Origin of the sequence: Sorangium sp. So ce836 (assembly GCF_028553905.1) — a bacterium.
Taxonomy (GTDB): Bacteria; Myxococcota_A; Polyangia; order Polyangiales; family Polyangiaceae; genus Sorangium; species Sorangium cellulosum_D.
This window is the reverse complement of sequence record NZ_CP102233.1, coordinates 9107847-9128368: the sequence shown is the minus strand read 5'-3', so window position 1 is coordinate 9128368 and position 20522 is coordinate 9107847. Positions and strand designations below refer to the sequence as shown.

The window sequence follows — 20522 nt, the reverse complement described above, 5'->3', positions numbered from 1 at the left end:
GACATTGCGGACCGAATCTGTCCGCAATTGAGTGTAGCTTCCTCTCATCCCGCGGGCGAGGCGCTCGAAGGCGTCCCGCCCCCCAAACCCCCTGGAGCCATCGCCATGAGCAACGCCGCTTCCGCGCACAGCACGACGACCCCCCGCATGGGCACCTACCGGGGGAGCTGCGCCTGCCGTGCGGTTCGCTTCGAGGCCGACTTCGACCCGAGCGCCGGGACGACGCAGTGCAATTGCACCATCTGCGCGAAGACGCGGTGGTGGGGCGTCATCGTGAAGCCGAGCGCCTTCCGCCTCGTCGCCGGCGAGGAGGTCCTCGGCGACTACTCGCGGTCCGAGGCCGGTCACTCCCGGTTCTGCAAGACCTGCGGCATCCGCGTCTTCGGGCACGGAAACCTGCCGGAGCTCGGCGGAGAGTACTGCTCGGTCAACCTGAACTGCCTCGACGGCGTGGACCTCACCGGGGTGCCGGTGATGTATCTCGACGGGCTGCACGACACCTGGGAGCAGCTCGCCATCGCGCCGTACGTGGATCCGGTCACGGCCGCGAAGAGGGCCTGAGTCGGGGGCCGGCGAGCCCCATCCCGCAGATGAGGCGGCTCGCCGGCCTTCGGAGCTGCGGCGCCCGCGGCGCCGGGGAGGGCGACGTTACGGCGAGGTCCCCTTGAGGACGTCGCCGATGATGGCGTCGAGGTTCACCGCGTTGGCCATCGCCTGGTACCCGGCGTCGTTCGGATGCAGCTTGTCGGCGTCGTAGGCCGGGAGCAGCCGGCTCGGGTCGGCCGGGTCGCGCACCGCCTTGTCGAAGTCGATCACGCCGTCGAAGGCGCCGCTCGTGCGGATCCAGGTGTTCAGCTTCTGCCGCTCCTGCTCGCCCTTGGCGGTTCCATAATCGCCCTTGTAGGTCCCGGTCGAGCCGGCGAACGGCACCAGGGTGCCTCCGTAGATCTTCAGCCCGGCGGCGTGGGCCGCCTGGATGATCTGCTGGTAGACCGGGATCAGATCCGCCGCCTTGGCGGAGCGGTCGCCGATGTCGTTGATGCCGGCGAGCAGGATGACGGCGCGCGCGCCCGGCTGGGTCAGCACGTCGCGCGCGAGGCGGGCCGGGACCGGGTAGCCGAACTGGAGCTGGGGGCGGACGGTGAGCAGCTCGTTCCCGATGATGCCGGCGTTGACCACGGAGAGGGTCTGACCCTTCCGGCTGGCCAGGCGCTGCGCCAGGAAATCGGGGTAGCGCTGGTTTGTGTTCTTGGTCGAGAGGTATCCGTCCGTGATCGAGTCGCCGAGCGCGATCAGGGTGCCGACGACGTTCGGCGGGGCCTTCACGTCGACGCCCGACAGGAACATCCAGCACGAGATCTTGCGCGTGAACTGCTTGTCGGCGCCGGCGCCCGTCTGGTTGCCGGCGGCGAGGAAGCTGTCCTGCGCCGCGAAGTAGTGCTGCGTGGCCGGCCCGGTGTTGGCCGGCAGGTGGATGTTCACCGCCAGCGTCTGGAGGGCCTGCACGTTCATGGCCACGGGGTCGCTCACCGCCTCGCCGCCGGCGGCGATGACGATCGAGGCTTGGCCTGCGAAGCGCAGCGGCTTCGACGACCCGGCGACCGTGGCTGCGCCGCCCGCGGAGGCGGCGATCGACGCCGCGCCCACCCTGAGCGGCTCGCTGCCGCCGGCGTTGGAGATGCGCACGCGCACCGAGCTCCCGCCGGTGCTCAGGCGGACGATGTTCCGGACCGTCTGGCCGGAGAGGCCGACGTCCGAGGGGCAATCCTGCGAGTTGAAGGTGCCGCCCGGCGTCGCGCTGGCGTGCCATGCGGAGACCCATCGCCCGTCGGCTGCCTGATCGGCGGCCAGGGCGGGGCGGCCCCATGCGCCGGCGATCAGCGCGACCACCGCGGCGAGGAAGGAAGCGCGCGGCGGGCGGCCGAGCTTCGGCCTCGGCAGCTTGAGCGAGGTGCGCGCGGTGTTGCGGCGCTCTGGGGTGACTCCGTGGGATGTCTGTCGATCTGCCATCGGTTCTCTCTCGGTGGTTCGCGTGGAACGCGGGGAGCTCTCCCTGGTTCGGGGGGATGCAGGTTCATTCGCCCGGATCTGCACGAGCTGGGTCGGAGGTGTCGCCATGGGCGCGCCCGGGGGGCAGGATGCCGGCGCGGGGAGCAGGAGAGGCACACGTCACGGGGGCGTCAAGCCCGAGCTGGGCGAGCTGCCCTGGGTTGAAAGCACACGCGGTCAGCGACTCGACCTCTCCCATCGGTCTGAAAAAATATCGCCGTATAGAAACTGACCTGCGTGTCCAGGGCGCCGCCGTCCACCCGGAAGCTAGCGCCGTCGACGCCGCCGAACCTCGTGGGTAGGGTGAAATCCTACCTTTGTCCACGCTGCGTTCGCGAGTGCATTGCGGTTGGTCGATCGAATTATCACCTTCATGGCCAAAAAACTTCGCCATGCCGCATGGGCCTCGATCGTGACTTACGTCTGAATGCATTGTCTTGTGAGGCGCAGGGTTTCCTAAAAAAGCGCGCGGGGCGATAAAAACATCGCTGGAAAGGGAATGCGCGTGTCTTGTCGGGGCAAGCCCAGCATTTGCGGCTTGCGCTTACAATGGTTCGATGCCTAGATACGCTCACTCTCGGAAGTGAGCGATTCGCGTGAAACGCTACGAGACGGTCACCGGACGGCTGCTTGCCGGCGCGGCCCCGCCGGATCCGCGGTGGCCCAGCGAAGGTATGCTTCGCGCTCCTTTCCGCCCTGAAGAAGCAGCGAAGGAGTGGCTCGGGAAACAGGTCGGGCGTCCCTGGCCATCCGAGGCCGGCCTGGAGGGCCGACGATCGCCAGGGGGCATCGAGGTGGCTCTGCCGATGCCCGACACCGGGCAGAGCTTTCGTCGGGGCACCGTGTCCGACCTCCGCGATCGCGGAGCCGTCGCGGGCGGCTCGACGGCCGGGTGGAGCCGTTACAACGGCTTTGTCGAAGAGTTCGACCGGCTCCTCGGTTGCAGGCTCGCGAACATCCGCGCCAAGGTAAAGAACAACTTCGAGCTGGGGGACGAGTTCGAGATCGCGCTCTGCCGCGTGCTCCGGGAGCTCTTCCCAGATCGCATCGGCATCTGTCGCGGATATATCGTGGACAGGAACGGCGACTCTGCGGGCGACGACATCATCGTGTTCGATGCAGCACGCTTCCGGACGCCCCTCGCGCCCGAGTCCAAGGAGGAGGTGCCAGCGGAGGTCGTGTTCGCCTACATCGAGGCCAAGTACACCCTCTATGCGCATGCGAAGGTCCGCGCCAGCAACCTGGGCCAGTCCCTGGCGACGGCATGTAGGCAGATCGCCAACGTCAAGCGTCTGGTGCGCGCCGAGGTGCCGCTCGACGCGGTCACGTCGCGGTTCGGCCAGCCAGGGGTGGCTGTCGAGCGGCAGCCAGGGTTCCCCGTGATTCGCAATCCATTCTACGGGGCCGTCTGGGCGTTGAATCTCCAGATGGGCAAACTCCAGAAGAGCGGACGGGCGCATGCCATGTCGCTCCGGCTTCAGGAGATCGAGGACGAGCTGGTGTGGTCGGGGCACCCGCGCGAGCTCCTCCCCGATGCCATCGCCGCGGGCGAGCTCCTGGTGGTGCAGGCGGTCGCCGCACCCGGCGGCGGGCGACAGGTGCGGCCGTTCATCGCGCCTGACACGGAGCGCGCGATCCTCTGCGGCGTGTCCCGGCTCGCCACCGCAGCCGTGCATCTCCGCTGGGCCATCGATCGCATCGTGCTCGGCGAGGAGCCGTGGATGGATGGGTTCGATGCGCAGCTTGCGGCAGCCGACTGACGTCCGACGATCACCTCACGATGAGCTCGGGCGGCGTTCTTGACGCTCACACAGGACCACCTTTTCGGAGGACGTGCCCCGCACTACCACCAAAGGCAGATCGAACGACCGAATTTGGTGCTCCGGGTGGTAATTGCTTGCGGAAAAATACAAAGGCGAGATAGAACACCGCTCCGTGGTGGACGGTTCACCCTTGAAGGGCAACCCCGACGAGCGGCCGGCGCCGAGGGGGGGGCCTCGCGATGCTGGCAATGGCGCGGTTCTCGACTCCTTCGACGCGTGGATCCGCGGGAGGGCGCAGGTCGGGGCGTGGCGTGAGCTGGGTCGAGCGCTCGACAGCCGAGTAGGCGCCGGCGCGGAGCGCCGCGGGGAAGAGCTCGACTACACCGCTCGGTTCTTCGCGCTTCCGGCCGCAACGGACCCAGATGGGCTGTTCATCACTGGCCTCCTCGGCCAGGTCGTGGGGGCAGCGCCGGAGGAGGGGGTGCTCCACCTGCGCTGGGAGCGCTTGCGGGACAGCCCGCCACCGCAGTTCATCGTGAGCTCGAGCAACTGGGTCGGAGGGTTGCCGGCGGTGCTGCAGCTCATCGCGGCGCGCTGGCCTGGACAGAAGCAGGTCACGGCGGAGATCAGCGCGACGTACGTGATCAAGGCTGCCGTGTACAAGCTGGGTGCGGGGATGGAGCTCTCGCCGGAGCGGTCGTCGTGGCAGGGATACCACGCGACGCAGACGGCGGCGGAGTGGCGCGTCGAGCCGCCCAGCGGTCCGGTGAGCCGCGTGTCGCTGGCGCGCATCAGCGCGGAGGAGCTCGTCGTCGCGACGTCCGGGGACCATGAGCTGACCCTCGGGTCGAACCTCGGAGCCGAGCTGGAGGGTGCGGTATGGGAGGGGCTGAGATCGCTCCTCGTGTCGCCGTGACGCCGGCGGGCCCCAGGGCCTCGCGCCGTCCGCCGAACGAGTCGTGGCCTGCCCCGAGGTCGACCCCCGGCGCGCCGCGCCGTCGCGACCCGTATTTCTACCTCATCCGCTGGGCGAGCGAGAGGGCCGAGGTCTGGATGGGCAGGCCCCCGCAGCCGCCCCTGGAGGAGTGCGTCCTCGACCTGAAGCGGCAGGTGGAGCGCCTGCAGGGCCAGATCGACCAGCTCGTCCGTGACGACCCGCGGGCCGCCCGGCGCCAGCTCCTCTCCACCTTGATCGCCTATCTGAGGGAGCACGTCGCGCCCCTGGACGAGGTCGACGCCGTCTTCCTCTGGACCGAGACCGAGCCGCTGCGGATCGTCGTCGTGGTCCGCGACCCGGGAGCGACCGAGCAAGAGCTCTACGATCTCTTGACCAAGTGCCTGTTCTCCTTTCCCGAGCTGGATCTGGATTCCACCGTCCTCTACCGGCGGAACATGCCGGATCTCGCGCCTCCCGCGGGCGCCCTGCGCATCACGCAGGAGGGGTGCCATGGCTGACGAGGCGACCCACCTCTTGCAAGCGGCGCACAACGCCGCGTTCCTGGACGCGCTCGACAAGGAGCGATATCCCGACTGGGCCGTCACGGTTGTGTTCTACGTGGCGCTCCACTACCTGGACGCGTTCCTCGCGCGAAAGGGCCGGATCGAGCCCGCGACGCACGAGAACCGCGAGCGGCTCGCGAAGACGTTCAAGGAGCTGAGGCGGGTGGTCCCGCAGTACTTGCGGCTGAAGAGCGCGAGCGTCCGCGCGCGGTACTATGGCGACAAGCCGTCGGCGCAGGACGTCCAGCGTCTGATCGACTCGCCCCTCTCCGAGCTGAGGAGCCACATCGAGGCGCTGCTCCAGCAGCCATGAGCCGGGCCGAGCGTCGCAGCTCGGGAGCGAGGGTCGCAACATCGCCGATGCGCGGGGGTCATGGCCCCTCCTCGAGCGCGAGTTGCTCCGGTGTACAGAGGATGGGCGGCGAAAGCCGCTCTGGCGGGCCGCTGCCGGCCGCGTGTCACCGGGGGGACGACGTCGCGGGCGAGGGCGCGAGGGGCGGGCGCGCTCGAGGAATGTGCCGCGGCGCATTTGCGTTGAATTTGCCGTGGCGCGGTGCGGTAATCGCCCGAAGGGCCCGCCGGGCGCTCGGACGGCGGGGCCCACGGGCATCATCATGGACAGGCACGCGTGACGGGCGCACGAGACAGCGGCGGGGGTCTCCCGGCGGGCGCGAGCCTCCCGCCCGCGGAGAGCCTCCCGCCCGCGGAGAGCCTCCCGCCCGCGGAGAGCCTCCCGCACCCCGAGGCGAGCGCCCCCGACGGCGCGCCCGAGGCCGAGCTGCGCTCGGTCGCCGCGGGCGGCGCCACGCTCTGGCTCACCCAGTCGCCCGGGTTCTCGCTGTGGCGCGGCGAGGTGGCCGCGCCGGATCGGCTGCGGATCGAGGGGCGCGACGGGTACCTCCACGAGCTCCGGCTCGAGCCGGTCGGCGTGCTGCGGCTCGGCCGCGCGGAGCGCGTCGGCGACGAGCGCAACGAGCTCGTCTACCCCGACGTCGCCTCGCGGCTCGCGGCCACGCTGCGCCACGACGGCGTGCGCTGGTGGCTGCGCCGCCGCGACGAGTGCAGCGTGCCCGTGCAGGTCGGCGCGCGGCACCTCGCGCGCGGGGAGGAGTCGCCGCTCGTGCACGGCACCTTCGTCTGCGTCGGCGGCATGCGCGCGACGTTCTTCGACCGCCGGTACGCCGCGCTGTCGGTCCCCGCCGGCGCGGTCGACCCGGCGACGGGCCTGCTCGCGCGCGCCGGCCTGGAGCAGGAGTGCGCGTCGCTGCTCGCGCGGAAGGGCCAGGGCGCGCTCGTCCTGCTCCGGCCGATCGGGGCGGGCGCGCCCCCGCGCGCCGCGGCCGCGCTGGTCGTCGCGCACCGGCTCTGGCCGGACCTGCCGGTCGGCGAGGCGGACGGCTCCGCGGTGGTGCTCGCGCGGGGCGGCGCCGCGGAGGCGGCGGCCGCGGCCCGGCGCGCGCTGGAGGCCGTGGAGGCTGCCGGGCTCGGGCCGTTCGCGTGCGGCACCTTCGCGATCGCCGGGGAGGCGGACGTCGCCGGCCGCGAGGTCGAGCTCGGCCTGCACGCCATCGCCTCGCTCGCGGCGGAGCGCGAGCGGAGCGCCCCCGGGGCGTCCACCCCCGTGACGGAGCTCCGCGACGGCGCGGCGAGCGCGCGCTTCGCCGCGCCGATCGAGGTGCTCGAGGCGTCGCGGAGCGGGCGCCGGGCGACGGTCCTGTTCGGCATCGAGGAGCAGAGCGCGCTCGCCGGCGTCGGGCCGCACGTCACCGGCGCCCTCGCGCAGGAGCTCGCGGCGGTCGTCGCGAGCCACGCGGGCACCGGCGCGCTGATCGCGCCGCTCGCGCCCGGCGTGGTCGCCGCGTGCGTGCCCCGGAAGGCGGATCCGGCGGCGATGGCGAGCGCGGTGCAGTGCGACTGGCACGCCCGGCCCCCGATCCTGGACGGCCGGGTCGAGCACGCGCGGACGCTGTCGTGGGAGCTCCTGCACGGCGCCGACGCGGGCGCGCGGGCGGCGGAGATCGCGCGCGAGTGCGGCGATCCGCACGGGGTGCTCTCGGCGCTGAGCGGCGGCCTGCCGTACCCGATCGCGGGGCGGGTGCGGGCGGCGATCGGGGCGTCGAGCGCGATCGAGCGGGTGAAGATGCTGTTCGACGTGCTCGAGGGCACGTGGCGCTTCATCGCGACGGTGCTCGTGTCGGCCTTCTTCAGCGGCGGCAGCGCGCCGTCCGGGTCGGGGCGCGGCGGCGGCGCGGGCGGGGGGCCCGGCGCGGGCGGGGGTGCCGGCGGGCCTCCTCCCGGGTGGGGCGCGGTGCTCGATTTTTACGGCCGCACGCGCACGCGCGACGGCCTCGCGCTCGGCGCGTGGCGCGAGCTCGCGCGCACGGCCGCGCGGGCGTTCGGGGATCGCGACGATCCGATCGGCTCGATGGCGAGGGAGGTGCTCGACGTCAAGCTGTCGCACAACCAGACGTTCGAGACGCTCTCGAACCTGATGCAGGCCGAGCGCAACCAGTTCGCGCACGGTCATTACACCGAGGCGCGCGCGGCCGCGGATCTGCCCGACTTCGAGCAGATGACCCGCGCGCTCCTGCGAGCGCAGCGGCCGCTCTGCGCGTGGACCCTGGTGACGGTCGAGAAGACCGAGCCGGATCTCTATGGCGATCTCCAGACGGTGGAGTTCATCGATCACACCGGGCCGTTCGCGTCGGGGACGCGGCGGCGGATCGGGCTGAACTCGCCGGTGCGGCTGTCGAACGTGGTCTATCTGGCGCGCTTCCGCGAGGGGTTGATGCTGCCGCTCGAGCCGATGGTGCGGAGAACGCTGCACGAGGATCGGTACGACCTCTACTGGATGGATCACCTGCCGCGACAGGGGGTGTGCCAGATGAGCGCGGTGGTGGCGGGAAAGGCGGTGAAGGCGCCGTGCGATGCGCGGAGGATGCCGCCGCTCCTGCGGGCGATGGTGGGCGCGGCCGGCGGGTGAGGGCATGAGGGCCCCGGGGCGACGGGGCGCGACGGGCTCCGCCTGCGTCAGCGCGCGCGGGCTCCCTTCGGCGCGCGCTCGATCACGCGGGCGAACCCATCGAGCAGGGCGCGCAAGCCGAGGGTGAACAGCTCATCGAAGTCGAGGCGGAAGCCGCCGGTCCCGGCGAACGCGTCGAGGACGCGCGCGAACGCCGGGTAGCGCCCGGACGCCGCGAGGGCATGAAACTGCGCGACCCGCCCCTCCATCCACTCGTCGTCCGTCATCCCCGTCGCGCTCGTTGCGTCGACCTCGGCCTCCAGGTTCGTCGCGATCCCCTGGAGAAAACCGTGGAGGATGATGTGGAGCTTCATCCGCTCCGCGGCGTCGAGGCCGTGGCCTTCGAGCGCCCGGAGGATCCACTCCGCGTGCGTGATGGCGTTCGGGAGCGGCTCGGGCCGGGTCACGTTGATGACGCGCGCGAGCCAGGGGTGCCGGCGGAAGGCGGCCCACTGGACGCGCGCCGAGACCTCGAGCTGGGCCCGCCAGCCGAGCGGCACCGTCGCCGGCAGCGCCGCCTCGCCGAGCACGGCGTCGGTCATGAGCGAGACGAGCTCCTCCTTGCTCGCGACGTGGCGGTAGAGCGACATCACCGGCGCCCCGAGCTTCGCCGCGACGCCGCGGAGCGACAGCGCGCCGAACCCTTCGGCATCGGCGATCGCGATCGCGGCCTCGACGATCCGCGCGCGCGTGAGCTCGTGCTCGCGCGGGGCCCGCTGGCGGACGTGGGCGACGACGGTGCCGACGCGCGCGACGCCGCGGACGAGGCCGGCGTCGGCGAGCTCCTTGAGCGCGTGGGCCGCGGTCGCGGTCGCGACGTGGTGCGCCCGCGCGAGCTCGCGCGTCGACGGCACCCGATCTCCCGGGCGGAGCTCGCCGGATTCGATCCGGCGCCGGAGCTCGGCGGCGATGCGGCGGTACGGAGGCTCTGCGCCTGTTCGGTCCATGCAGCACCTGTTCTAGTACAGACGGGCCGCGCAGGCATGAGCTTCTGCGCGCGAGCGAGCGGTATATCGAGCGCTGATCTAGCACAAATCCTGGAAATCGACGCGTATGCCTCACACGGCGGTGGCGGAGTCGAGGGCGATGCGCACAGTGTACCGGCATTCTGGTACAGCGTACGCATCTTGGAGGAACCCCGATGAACAGGCCCCATGTCCTCATCTCCGGCGCCGGGATCGCCGGCCCCGCCCTCGCGCTCTGTCTCGACCGCTTCGGCTTCGAGGTCACCGTCGTCGAGCGCGCGCCCGCCCTCCGTGAAGGTGGCCAGGCGGTCGACTTCCGCGGCCCGGTCCACCGCGCCGTCCTCGAGCGGCTCGACCTCTGGGAGCCGATCCACGCCCACCGCACCCGAGCGAGCGCGATCGTCCTCCTCGATCCCGCCGCGAGGCCGCGCGTGACCCTGCCAGCGGTGATGGCGTCGGGGGACGTCGAGATCCTGCGCGGCGACCTCGTGCGCATCCTCTACGAGCGCACACGGCGGGCGGTCGACTACCGCTTCGGGGACCAGATCACCGGCATCGAGGCGCGCGGCGACGCGGTCGCGGTGGAGTTCGAGCGGGGCGCGCCGGCGACGTTCGATCTCGTGATCGGCGCCGACGGTCTCCACTCGAACGTCCGCGCGCTCGCCTTCGGCGACGAGTCGCGCTTCCTCCGCCACCACGGCTACCGGATCGCGACGTTCGCGCTGCCGAACGTCCTCGATGGGGCGCGCGAGGCGCAGATCTTCAGCGTCCCCGGGCGCTCGGTCGGGGTATTTCCGACCTCGCCGGAGGGGGCGCGCGCGCTGCTCATCCACGCGGGTGGTCCGCTGACGCGCGCCGAGCGCCGCGACGGCGGCGAGCTGAAGCGGTCGCTCCGCCAGACCTTTGCGGGCATGTCCTGGGTGGTGCCTCGCGTCCTCGACGCGCTCGACGGCGCGACCGATCTGTACGTCGACGGGATCGCCACCGTCCACGTGGACAGCTATTCCAAGGGGCGAGTCGCGCTGCTCGGCGACGCGGCCTACGGCGGCACGCTCGGCGGACAGGGGACCTCGCTCGCCACCGTCGGCGCGTACGTCCTCGCGGGCGAGCTCGCCCGCGCCGGCGATCCCGGCGCCGCCTTCGCGCGTTACGAATCGATGCTCCGCCCCTACGCGACGGGATGCCAGTCCGGCGCGCGGCGCGCCGGCTCGTTCTTCGCCCCGCGGACCAGCGCTGGCCTGTGGCTCCGCAACACCCTCTATGGCGTGCTCACGGGGCCGCGGTTGGTCGGCCTCTTCGAGCGCCTGGTGAAAGACGCAGCGACCGACTTCGTGCTCCCCGAGGATGCAGTCCGGCAGGCGCCCGGGGGGCGGGCGCTCGCGAGCTCTTGACCGGGCCTTCGGCACCGTCCTGTCGTTCACGTTGGCCATGGGACGCAACGCGCCCGACCGGGAGGTCGCGGTAGGGGGCGAGCCCGGCGACTACCGCATTGCGTCGCGGAGCGTCGGCGAACCGTGGCCATTCCGGTGAGCGCGTCATCCCCTGCGCGCGCAGGGAACGACGCCGGTCATGGATCGACTCCGGCGTCCGCTCGCCGCCACGCCGCCCCCCTCGCGCAGCGTTTTGCGGGATCCGGCAAAACCCTGACGCAAGAACGCGCGCCCCCCTCCGCCAACCCGCGCACAACCCGCGCACCCGGCCGGACATTCCCAGAGCGCTCCGTGGCACACACGGTGCTTTCTGCTGCGCCGGGCGTCCCGGCAGCGACGAAGCCGCCCCGAGCCGCCGCAGCCCCGGGGGACTGCGGCGCTCGTCTTAAATCGATCATCCTTGGACAAGGAGAGGCCATGGCACAGCGGTTTGATGCACGCGCAGGCGCGTGCGGATCGATGGTCATCGCGCTGGCATTAGGAGCTTCCGCGTGCGACGCGGACAAGGGGGGTTCCACAGCGAGAGAATCGGTCGAGAGCGGATCCATCCAGGCCGCGCTCACCGTCGGCGGCGCGCGGCACGACGTCACCGCCGTCCACTACAAGGTCGTGAGCGCGAGCAGCTCGTGCAGCGATTCGGCCATCGCCGAGACCACGAGCCCCCTCGAAGAGGAAGCGCTCCCCGGCGGCGCGCTCCCCCCGGGCTCGGGCACCCACGCCGGCGCCGACGGCCTGTTCGTGGTGCCGCCCGGCGACTACCGCGTCTGCGCGACCCCGATGGGCGACGCCGGACCGTCCGTCGAGTGCGGGCCCGCCGAGGGGATCGCGACCGTCGTCTCCGAGGCCACGACCGAGCTCTTCCTCGTCTCCCAGTGCCTCGGGGCGGGCAATGGCGGGCTCGACCCGGTGGTCGCGCTGAACGATCCGCCGGCGTTCCAGGACCTCGACGTCGTGCCGAGCAAGTTCATCACCCAGTGCGAGACGGCCACGATCACCGCGGTCGCGGAGGATCCCGACGGCGACGCGATCTCGTACACGTGGGAGCTGGCCGCCGGCGCCGGCTCGATCACCGGCGACGGCAACACCGCGACCTTCTCGCCGGACGGCCCCGGCGACGTCACCGTTCGGGTGAGGGCGACGGACGCCCTGGGCGGCAGCTCCTCGCTGACCTTCCCCATCCACGTCTCGGCCTCGGACTGCGGCTCGACGGACTGCCAAGTCTTCGGCTCCGACGCCTTCGGATACGTCGGCTGCTCGCGCGTCGAGGAGGTCCCGTCCTGCGATGACATCTCGTTCACCGGAAACCTCGCCTGCAACGAGGACGACTGCCTCAGCAGCGTCGCGCTCCCCTTCGAGTTCAATTACTACGGGACCCCGCAGTCGACGGTGAGCATCGTATCGAATGGCAAGCTCGGCTTCCCGGGCACGACGTCCTACAGCAACAGCTGTACCCTCGAGCCGCAGACCATCGCGCCGTTCTGGGACGACCTCTACCCGCCGATCGGCAACGTCTGGTACGCGACGCTGGGCACGGCCCCGTCGCGCCGGTTCGTCGTGCAGTGGCTGACTCCGCACATCGAGGGCGGCGACCAGCTGGACATCCGCGCGGTGCTGTTCGAGGGCTCGAACGACATCCGCTTCTGCTACGCGAACACCGCGGTCAACAACCCGCCTGTCGATCACGGCGCGAGCGCGACCGCCGGGATCTCGGGCGATACGAGCAGCCTCGTGTACTCGTGCCAGAGCCCGGCGCTCACGAACGGCCTGGCCCTCGAGTTCGATTACCCGGGCGGCTCCGAGACGTGCAGCGACGGTATCCAGAACCAGGGTGAGACCGGCGTCGACTGCGGCGGCCCCTGTGCGCCCTGCGGTGGCACCACGGTCGAGTTCTCGGAGCAGTTCAGGCAAGGCGAGTGGCCGACCGACCAGTGCGGCGCCTGGGACACGTTCCGCGCGTCGCTCACGGGCACGTACTCGTCCGTCACGCTCCGCGGCAGCCTGGACCCCGACGGCGTGACCTGCACGGGCGCGGCGGCGAACAGGCTCTGCCAGGCGCTCCACAGCGGGACGCCCACCGGGCCGGTCGAGTGCGGCGGCCGGATCTGGACCGTCGGGACCAACTGCGGCCCCGACGGGGTGGTCGAGCTCACCGCGGACGGCGCGGAGTGCAGCTGCGGCAGCAGGTACGCCGCGCGGCCGTGCATCGGCAACGAGAACTGGGGCGGCGTGGGCAGCGACTCCTGCTTCCCGCCAAGCCAGACGATCTCGGTCGTGTGCGAGGGCGAGGGCGGCGCCGGCCCGACGTGCGACGACGGCATCCAGAACCAGGGCGAGACGGGCGTCGACTGCGGCGGCCCCTGCGCGCCCTGCGGCGGCGCCACGGTCGAGTTCTCGGAGCAGTTCACTCAGGGCTCGACGTCAACCGAGCAGTGCGGCGCCTGGGACGCGTTCCGCGCGTCGCTCACGGGCTCGTACTCGTTCGTGACGATCCGCGGCAGCCAGGACCCGGGGGGGGTGACCTGCACGGGCGCGGCGGCGAACACGCTCTGCCAGGCGCTCCACAACGGGACGCCCACCGGGCCGATCATGTGCGACGGCCGGACCTGGGCGGTCGGCACGGAGTGCGGCCCCCCCGGCGTGGTCGAGATCACCGCGAACGGCGATACGTGCATGTGCAGCGACGGGTACACCGCGCGGCCGTGCATCGGCAACGAGAACTGGGGCGGTGTCGCCGGCGCCACCTGCTGGGCGCCGAGCCAGACGATCTCGGTCCTGTGCGGCGGCGAGGAGGGCGCCGTCCCCACGTGCGATGACGGCATCCAGAACCAGGGCGAGATGGGCGTCGACTGCGGCGGCCCCTGCGCGCCCTGCGGCGGCACCACGGTCGAGTTCTCGGAGCAGTTCACCCAGGGCGAGACGCCGGTCGAGCAGTGCGGCGCCTGGGACGCGTTCCGCGCGTCGCTCACGGGCACGTACTCGTCCGTCACCCTCCGCGGCAGCATGGATCCCGACGGGGTGACCTGCACGGGCGCGGCGGCGAACACGCTCTGCCAGGCGCTCCACGACGGGACGCCCACGGGGCCGATCGAGTGCGACGGCCGGACCTGGACCGTCGGGACCGACTGCGGCCCCTGGGGGGTGGTCGAGCTCACCGCGGACGGCTTCGAGTGCAGCTGCAGCAGCACGTACGTCGCGCGGCCGTGCGTCGGCATGGAGGCCTGGGGTGGGGTGGGCACCGACTCGTGCTTCCCGCCGAGCCAGACGATCTCGGTCGTGTGCGCGGGCGAGGGCGGCGCCGCTCCGACGTGCGACGACGGCATCCGTAACCAGGGCGAGACGGGCGTCGACTGCGGCGGCCCCTGCGCGCCCTGCGACAGCGGCCTGTGCGATGCGGCGACCGAGGTCGAGTTTGGCGGGCGCTGCTACTACCTGGATGGCTCGGGCGCGTCGTGCCAGCCCGGCTACACGCTGGCTCCGCAGAGCGTGCTGACCAGCATCGCGGCCCGGTTCGTGGGCAAGACGTACAAGACCCAACCGTCGAGCAACTGCTGCATCGCGCACAGCGAGCAATCGACCGAGCTCCAGGACTGGGGCATGGATTGGGGTGCTTGCAACGCGCCAGGCCCGTTCACGACAGGCCCCATGCTGGGGGGCGCCGGCTGCTCCGACGTGCTGATCGAGAGCTCGACTCAGCTCACGCTGTGCATGAGCCTGTGAGCGGCTCGTGACCGGCTGACGCGCGGCAGAAGGCGGCGCGGGGCCTCCGGGCGCCGCGCCGCTTTCGCCGCCGCGGTCGATCGCGGGCAGGAGAGCGCGCTTGAGCCCTGCGCGTTCGGGGGAGGGCGACCTGGATCATCAGGGGACGATCCAGGTCGCGTCAGCGACGATATCCGGTACACTGCGGCGTCGAACGCCGAAGGACGGATGGCGCAGCTCGTTCTGGACAACCTGGAGCCGGAAATCGTGGAGAAGCTCGAGCTCCGCGCGAAACGGCTTGGCACGACCCCGGAGAAAGAAGCCTCGAGGCTGCTTCGCGAGCGGCTCCGCGCCGAGCCGGATCCGAGCATCGCCGAAGGGCGCGACTCGGGAGCGGGCGAGGCAGGATTGGATCCGCGGTTCGTGCGGCTGCACGGGTTCCTCGTCTTCAACGGCGAGACCGCGGCCGAGGACATCCCCGATCATCGTTCGGAACGCGACGAACGCATCGACGCGATCATGAAGGGCTCCGGTGAAGGTCGCCTTTGACACGTCGGTGCTCGCCGCGGCCCTGGTCGCCTCGCACCGGGATCATGCGCGCGCCATGGTGTGGCTGAGCTCACCTCAGCGGGCCACGCCGGCGGCCTCGAACACGCCCCGGTACGCCTCGTCCACCCCGATGTCGCACCCCACCGACGAGAGCGCAGCGCGATCGCCGGGGCCATAGACCCGGAGCACCCAGCTCCCGTCGGCCTGGCGCGCGAAGACCTCGATGCGCGGCGCCTTCTGCGACGCGAGGACGACCTCCCGGATCGACGCCACGGTCTGGTAATGCGCGAACTTGTCGCCGCGGTCGTACGCCTCGCTCGAATCGGAGAGCACCTCGATCACGAGGACCGGATTCAGGAGCGTGTCGCGCCGCTCGTCCTCGAACTCGGGGCGGCCGCAGACGACGGACCCGTCCGGGTAGACGTAGCGATCCGCGGAGGGGATCTTGATGCGCATGTCGGAATTCAGCGCGATGCACCCGCCCTCGCCCAGCGCGTTGCCGAGCAGCCGGCCGATGTTCGCGGCGACCGCGCTGTGCTCGAAGGTGCCGCCGGACATCGCGAAGATCTCGCCGCCGGCGTACTCGTGCCTCCCCTCCGATGCGCGCTCGAGCTCGAGGTACTCCTCCGGCGAGAGCTTCCGTCGCGGTGCCGCCACGCCCATGTGCGACAGTGTCGCGTGGCGGGCCGGAGATGTCCACGTGCAGCCGGGCGAGCCGCCGCGGGAGCGCCGGGGCGCACGGCGCGGGACCGTCCACCTCTCCCGCCGCTTTTGATACCGTCGTCCCGCGATGGACCGCACGCTCGTCGACGAGGGCAGCTCCTCCCGCGATCCGGGCGTCGTGCCGCTGCCCCCGGGCGGGCTCGCGCACGTCCCCGGCGACGTGCTCGACCGCCGCTACCGGCTCCGCGTCCGGCTCGGCCGCGGCGGCTTCGGCGACGTGTGGCGCGCCGAGGAGCTCCTGCCCGACGGCGCCCCGTTCCGCGAGGTCGCCCTCAAGCTCCTCGTCTCGGACTTCGCCGACGCCGCGGACTGGGCCGACGAGGCCAAGCTCCTCGCCTCGTTCCGGCACCCCTCGCTCGTCACGATCTACGCCGCCGGTATCCTCCACGGCGCCCCGAGGACCCCGTTCGTCTCGATGGAGCTCCTCGAGGGCAGGAACCTCGCCGACCTGATCCGCTACCGCCGCCGCATCCCCTGGCGCCGCGTCGTCGCCTGGGCCCGCGACGTCGCCGGCGCGCTCGACGTCATCCACGCGCGCGGCGTCGTCCACCTCGACCTCAAGCCCGCCAACCTGTTCCTCACCCAGGACGGCGCCCTCAAGGTCCTCGACTTCGGCATCTCGCGGCGCGCAGGCCCCTCGCCCGGCGGCCCCCTGTCGCGCGCCCCCGGCGCGCCCCCGGCCGTCAGCGTCGGCGGCGGCAGCGGCCGCGTCGCCGGCAGCGACGGCGCCGGCGGCGGCAGCGGCGGCAGCGGCGGCAGCGACGGCAGCGACGGCGACCTCGGCACCGCCGCCTTCCTCGCCGAGCGCGACGTCTACGCCTCCACCCGCCGCGCCTTCGTCGGCGCGGACAGCCCCGCCGCCGCGCGCAACGTCATCGGCACGCCCGGCTTCATGGCCCCCGAGGTGCTCGAGATGGCCGAGCCCTCCGCCGCCACCGACGCCTACGCGCTCGCCGTCTGCATCGCACAGCTCACGACCGGGCGCCTCCCGCACGACGTGCCCGACGAGCCGGCCGACGGCTCCGACGCGGCGAGCGTCTCCGCCTGGTGGACCGAGCTCCGCGCCGCGACCCTGCGCGGCGCCATGCGCGACCTCGCGGCCGACCCGGCGCGCCTGCCGCGCGGCCTGCTCGCGCTCCTCCGGCGCCTGCTCTCGGTCGACCCCGCGCACCGGCGCGTCGCGCCGGGGCGGCTGAAGCAGCTGCTCGACGAGGTCTGGGAGCGCCCCCACGGCGTGCCGGACCGGCCGTACAAGGGGCTCGCCCCCCTCTCGGCCACCGACGAGGGGCTCCTGTTCGGGCGCGACGACGACCTCGCGCGCCTCGGGCGCGAGCTCGAGTTCGAGCCGTGCCTCGTCCTCCAGGGGCCCCGCGGCTCCGGCAAGTCGTCGCTCGCCTCCGCCGGCCTCGTGCCCCGCCTCGCCCGCCGCCACGCCGACCACAAGGACGACTGGATCGAGGCGCGCGTCAGCCCCGAAGGCGACCCGGACGGCGCGCTCGCCCGCACGCTCGCCGCCGTCTCGCCCGAGCTCGAGACCGCCGACCTCGCCGCGCTCACCCGGTTCTGCATGGCGTCCGCCGTCGGGGTCGCGCTCGTCGTCGACCCGATCGCGGCCCTCGGCGAGGGGCGGCTCGCCGCCCTCGTGGGCGCGCTCGCGACCGGCGAGGCCCGGCGCGGGCTCCGGCTCATCGGCGTGCTCGACGAGGCCGACGAGCGCGCCGCCGCCCTCCTCGCCACGCCGGCCGGCGAGGGCCTCCGCGCGGCGCTGCGCTATGTGGGGCTGCCCGCCGCCGCCGCCGTGAAGGACCTCGTCGCCGGCCCCGCCAGGCTCGCCGGCGCCGAGGTGCGCGGCCTCGCCCAGGTCGAGGCCGAGGTGCAGCGCGAGCTCCGGAGCGGCGGCGCCGCCCTGTCGTTCGTGGCGCTCGCCCTCGCGGACTGGTGGGCGACCGCGCGCGACCAGCGCGGCGCCCTCACCGGCGAGGCGTGGCGAGCGCTCGGCGGCGTGCGCGGCGCCCTCGCGCGGCACGCCGACGCCGCCGCCCTGGCCCTCACCCCGGAGGACCGCGCGATCGCCGACGAGGCGCTGCTCCGCCTCGGCGCCGTGGACGGCTCGCGCGTCCGCTGGGTCGAGGCGGAGCTCGTCGAGGCCGTGGGCGCCCCACCCGCCGACATGGACCGGGTCCTCGGCGCCCTCGAGCGCGCGCGCCTGCTCGTCCGCCGCGACCTTCGGGTCGAGCTCGCCCACGAGGCGCTCGTCGCGGGTTGGCCGCAGCTCGCGTCCACCCGCGCGCTGCACATGGACCGGCTCATCCTGCTCGAGCGCCTCCGCGAGGCCGCCGACGTGTGGGATCGCTCCGGCGAGAACCCCGATTTCCTGCTGCGGCGCGACCTGCTCGACCAGGTGAGCGCGGGCGCCGCCTTCGCCTCGCGGCTGCCGCGGCGCGAGCAGGCCCTCGTGCGCGAGAGCCTCCGGCGCGCCCGCCGCCAGCGCGCCAAGAAGCTCGGCGCGGCCGCGGCGCTCGGGCTCGCCGCCGCGTCGGCGTTCGCGGCGGAGCGGTGGGCCTCGGCGCGCCAGGCGAGCGCCGAGGCGGCGCGCCGCGCGGCCGAGGAGCGCGCCGACCTCGCCGAGCTCATCGGCAAGGCGCGCCGCACCGAGGACCCGTACCACCGCGCCGCGTGGATCGCCGCGGCGCTCTCCCGGCGCGCGGACGACGCGGCGCTGCCGCTCGACCTCGCGACCGCGGCCATGGACCTGCCGCGCGCGCACTTCCTGACGGTCGACACCGTGGTGGGGCCGGCGCTGCCGTGGGACGATCGCTGGGTCGTCGCCGGCGGCCCCGGCGGCGCCCTGCTCGTCGCCGACCTGCGCCCGCCCGACCCGGACGTCATCGACGACGTCGCGCTCGACGTCGACCCGGAGAGCGTCCCGCGCATCAAAACGCCGCGCGTGATCGCGCTCAGGCCGCACGACGCGCCGCACGTCGAGCGCGTGCCGTTCGCGTTCGACACGGCGGTGGCGACGCGCTCGGTCACGGGCGAGGTCCGCGTCTTCCGGCTGCGGGAGGACGGCACGGTCGCGCTCGCCGCCATCGCGCCGGTGCGGTGCAGCAGCGCCGTGCACGCGGCCGAGGCGGCGCCCGTGCTCGCCTGCTCGACCGACGGCGGGATCGCGCGCTGGGACTTGCGGCGCGGCGGCGGCGCCGGCGCGGTCGACCGCCACCCGTTCCGCGGCAACGTGCTCGGCGTCTCGCCCGACGGCGCCCGCGTGGCGGCGGTGCTCGGGCGCCGGGCGCTGCTCTGGGGGCCGGAGGGCGGCGCGGGCGCCGAGATCACCCTGGGCGCGCCCGCCGTGCTCGGGCGCTTCAGCCCGCGCGATCCCGCGATCGCGCTCGTGCAGCAGAGCAGGACGTCGATCTACGCCTTCGACCGCCCCGAGGCGCCGCTGCTCGAGCTCGACACCGACCCGGCGCCCGCGTCGGCGCGCTGGGACGCGGGCGGGCTCGATCTGGGCGTCTGCGGCGGCGGCGGCAGCGTCTGGCACTACCTCCGGAAGGGCGGCCGCGCCCCGGGCGACCCGCCGCCCGAGGGCTCGCCGTGCGAGGCGCCCCCGGGCCAGCGCGCGCCGCGGCCGCTGCGCGCGCGCGGCGAGGCGGCCGACATCGCCGATCGCGGCGTCGGCCCGCACGGGCTCGTCGGCGGGTGGCGGCTGCCGGACCGCCGCGTGCTCACGCGCGACCTCATCCTGTTCAGCCCGGGCCCGCCCGCCGCGGAGCGCTTCCTCCGGTTCGAGGGGCTCGACCCGGCGGGCGGCGCGGAGGTCCGCGAGCCGGGCGCCTCGGCCGCCGCGGTGCTGCGGCGCGGGAGCGCGGTGGCCTTCCAGATCGGCGGCGAGGTGCGCCTCTACGACGAGGGGTCGCGGCGCCGCGCGGGCGCGCAGCGGGGCCACCTGCTGCGCGCCTGCGACGACGGCCGCCTGCTCGCGTACCGCAAGGACGAGGGGGTGTGGACGCTGTTCGACGCGGCGACCGGGGCGACCGTCGAGGCGGTGCCGAGGGCGCCCGCGCTCGTGCTCGGCGTCGACGCCGCCTGCCGGACGCTGTTCACGCAGGAGCTCGACGGCAACCTCGTCGCGACGTCGCTCCGCGACCTGTCGTCGCGCACGATCGCGGTGACCGACGGCTACGTCTACGAGGCGCGCCCGAGCCCCGCGCGCGGCGGCGTCGGCCCGGGGCTGTGGCTCGCGTTCAGCTCGGGCGCGGTGGCGCGCATCGACGAGGCGCGGGGGGAGGTGCGGGTGCTCGGGTACGCGACGCCGCGGGCGACCGCGATCGCCGACGGCCCGCTGCCGGGCGACGTCGCGTTCGCGGACGCGACCGGCGTCGTCCTGGTCCGCCGCGCCGGCCTCGCGGAGCGGGTGCTCGAGGGCGTGAGCGGCGCGGAGTGGGAGGACCTCTCCGTGGCGCCGGACGGCAGGACGATGCTGCTCGCGTCGGCGGATCGGATCGCGGTGCTCGACCTCGAGCGGCGCGAGATCGTCGGCGCCATGCCGTCGGACGGCCGCGAGCGGCTCGCGGCGTGGGACGCCGACGGCTCGGTGCTCTCCTGGTCGTTCGGCCGCGTGGGCGGGCCGGTCGGCGTCGTGGTGCCCCGGGGGCTGCCGCTGGCCCAGCGCGTGGGCGAGGCGGTGTCGAACCTCAGGGCCGAGGGCAAGCGGCTCGTGGCGCGCCACGAATGACCGTGACCCGCGTCACGGATGGCACGGATGTCACGGCTGGAGAAGGGGTCTTTGGGACCGCCAAGGCGCCAGCATTGTAGGGCGCGCGCT

The 20522-nt window shown here is 73.3% G+C and carries 13 protein-coding genes; 10 read left to right on the top strand and 3 right to left on the bottom strand.

From position 1 onward, the window contains the following. The first annotated feature begins 105 nt into the window (after positions 1-105). On the top strand, positions 106-561 hold the full coding sequence (locus tag NQZ70_RS33020) for a GFA family protein (RefSeq protein ID WP_129577790.1): 456 nt from the start codon (positions 106-108) through the stop codon (positions 559-561). 87 nt (positions 562-648) lie between these two features. Here NQZ70_RS33020 and NQZ70_RS33015 read toward each other — a convergent pair whose 3' ends face one another. Continuing rightward, positions 649-2010 (bottom strand): SGNH/GDSL hydrolase family protein, encoded by a 1362-nt coding sequence (locus NQZ70_RS33015; protein ID WP_129577789.1) that lies wholly within the window; start codon positions 2008-2010, stop codon positions 649-651. A gap of 635 nt (positions 2011-2645) precedes the next feature. Between NQZ70_RS33015 and NQZ70_RS33010 the strand changes: the two genes are divergently transcribed. The 5 genes from NQZ70_RS33010 to NQZ70_RS32990 all read left to right on the top strand — a co-directional run bounded on the left by NQZ70_RS33010 (position 2646) and on the right by NQZ70_RS32990 (position 8295). Next, a complete protein-coding gene (locus NQZ70_RS33010; RefSeq protein WP_129577788.1) occupies positions 2646-3809 on the top strand; it encodes a DUF6602 domain-containing protein in 1164 nt (387 codons plus the stop codon). Between the two features lie 175 nt (positions 3810-3984). Next, positions 3985-4728, top strand: a complete 744-nt coding sequence (locus NQZ70_RS33005; RefSeq protein ID WP_207217552.1) for a hypothetical protein — start codon at positions 3985-3987, stop codon at positions 4726-4728. Next, positions 4692-5267, top strand: a complete 576-nt coding sequence (locus tag NQZ70_RS33000; protein ID WP_129577786.1) for a hypothetical protein — start codon at positions 4692-4694, stop codon at positions 5265-5267. Before NQZ70_RS33005 ends, NQZ70_RS33000 begins: the two co-directional genes overlap by 37 nt. Continuing rightward, positions 5260-5625: a HEPN domain-containing protein gene (locus NQZ70_RS32995; RefSeq protein WP_129577785.1), complete on the top strand. Its 366-nt coding sequence runs from the start codon at positions 5260-5262 to the stop codon at positions 5623-5625. Before NQZ70_RS33000 ends, NQZ70_RS32995 begins: the two co-directional genes overlap by 8 nt. Before the next feature lie 315 nt (positions 5626-5940). Further along, on the top strand, positions 5941-8295 hold the full coding sequence (locus NQZ70_RS32990) for a hypothetical protein (protein WP_272826136.1): 2355 nt from the start codon (positions 5941-5943) through the stop codon (positions 8293-8295). Between the two features lie 47 nt (positions 8296-8342). Here the strand turns inward: NQZ70_RS32990 and NQZ70_RS32985 are convergent, their stop codons facing one another. Continuing rightward, complete coding sequence (locus tag NQZ70_RS32985; protein ID WP_129577782.1) at positions 8343-9281, bottom strand: TetR/AcrR family transcriptional regulator C-terminal domain-containing protein; 939 nt, start codon at positions 9279-9281, stop codon at positions 8343-8345. A 194-nt stretch (positions 9282-9475) separates the two neighbouring features. Here NQZ70_RS32985 and NQZ70_RS32980 point away from each other — a divergent pair, with 194 nt between their 5' ends. The 3 genes from NQZ70_RS32980 (at position 9476) to NQZ70_RS32970 (ending at position 14974) form a co-directional block, all read left to right on the top strand. After that, entirely contained in the window at positions 9476-10690 is a 1215-nt protein-coding gene (locus tag NQZ70_RS32980; RefSeq protein WP_129577781.1) for an FAD-dependent monooxygenase, read from the top strand. 648 nt (positions 10691-11338) lie between these two features. Next, positions 11339-14446, top strand: a complete 3108-nt coding sequence (locus NQZ70_RS32975; RefSeq protein WP_272826132.1) for a PKD domain-containing protein — start codon at positions 11339-11341, stop codon at positions 14444-14446. A 207-nt stretch (positions 14447-14653) separates the two neighbouring features. Then, positions 14654-14974, top strand: a complete 321-nt coding sequence (locus NQZ70_RS32970; protein WP_129577779.1) for a hypothetical protein — start codon at positions 14654-14656, stop codon at positions 14972-14974. A gap of 75 nt (positions 14975-15049) precedes the next feature. On the opposite strand, the gene NQZ70_RS32965 is transcribed toward NQZ70_RS32970, so the two are convergent. Beyond that, entirely contained in the window at positions 15050-15637 is a 588-nt protein-coding gene (locus NQZ70_RS32965; RefSeq protein WP_129577778.1) for a Uma2 family endonuclease, read from the bottom strand. 127 nt (positions 15638-15764) lie between these two features. On the opposite strand from NQZ70_RS32965, the gene NQZ70_RS32960 reads away from it, so the two are divergent. After that, positions 15765-20432: a protein kinase domain-containing protein gene (locus NQZ70_RS32960; RefSeq protein WP_129577777.1), complete on the top strand. Its 4668-nt coding sequence runs from the start codon at positions 15765-15767 to the stop codon at positions 20430-20432. Positions 20433-20522: the final 90 nt, after the last annotated feature.